The sequence below is a fragment of the Ruegeria sp. CDSC085 genome, from assembly GCF_059610465.1.
Map to the genome: position 1 here is coordinate 1 of NZ_JBXWNR010000055.1, position 1,304 is coordinate 1,304.

Annotated in this window: 1 protein-coding gene; it reads right to left on the reverse strand. The window is 53.5% G+C overall.

The features are described from left to right. A partial coding sequence (locus AC2FJB_RS22820; protein ID WP_496721244.1) for an Eco57I restriction-modification methylase domain-containing protein occupies positions 1-1,304 on the reverse strand: 1,304 nt, incomplete at both ends.

A 1,304-nucleotide genomic window follows, 5' to 3' on the forward strand; every position in this document is an offset into this window, starting at 1 on the left:
ATGGACTGCCAATGGGCACGCAGCGCGGCATAACGGTCCTCCAGCGTCTCGCCGCGGTGATCGGGCGAGAGCAGCGGGAGCATGGTGAAATCCCAGGAGGTCTCGTAGGCGTCCCAGTCGGAACGCGCGAGTGAAACGCAAGCATTTGAAATACCTAAAAAGTCGGCCTTCAAATCCGGAACAGGGATCCGTTTCACATCGCCGATCTGATAGTGAAGGGTTGGATTAAGGGTCATGAGAACTTTTGTGGCAACGCGCGAGTTCAGATAGGCTAACAACGCCCCACTTTGCTTTGCCCCAATGACACTTGGAGAAACATCGTCGAACCATACATTGTCGTCAGCGAACCGGTAACTTGGTGTACCTGTTGAAAGCCCGCTCCAAACAAAGTGCGGCTTGTCATAATACTTCATGGCGCCTAGGCCGGCGCCACTGAAGTTTTTCAGTTCCGTCCCATTTCGACGCCAGTCCACGACATGAACTGCTGACCCGAACCATCTACGGGATTCGCCAGCCTTGTCGTACTTTTTCCAACCGCTCTCTTGGTTGGAGACTTCATACCAGAAACGAAGAAACCGATTATTGTCCCCAGTGAATATCCCTTTTGTAACCTTCTCTGCCAGTTCCTCAACTACACAGTTCGAGTCGAAAACACCTCGGAAGTTGTTTGTGAGCCAATATGCTATCGGCTTTCCCGGAAGCTTAGTAATTTCCGCAACACTGGCGGAAAACCAAACACCGCTGGTTTTGCCAGCCTTCGCATCAAGCACAATTTGAGCCTTCTCGACTTCGTTGCTACCGTCGACCAATCGTAGATACGTCCCGTGTTGATCCGCGGAATAATAGTTACCGAAGACAAATGCGGTCGTGGACACGACTTCACCACCTATTGTGTCAAATGCGCGGGGGCCGAGATGAGCCATCGACTGCAAGCAGGCATTCGATAGCATACTAGATCTTAGTTTCTCGAAAGAAGATAGGAACATCCAAGACTGCATGTTGATCATCGCCATCATGCCGTGCTTGACCGCCATCCGAAGGGTCCGCTCCATGAACATTGCGAATAGGTCCGATTTGCTTTCGGGGTAGTGCTCCTTTGCGAAGTCACTAAGTTTCCCGTTCATGCCCTTGCTTCCCATATACGGGGGGTTGGCCACCACGACGTGATACTTCGGCGACAGCGCCTCGGCCATACGCAGCACGGTGATGACGCGCTCCTGCATCTCCTTCAGCAGCAGGTCGGATCCGAAGTCCCGCGCCTCGACCACCCGCAGCGCCTCTGCCGGGTCAGCCAGTTTCGGCAC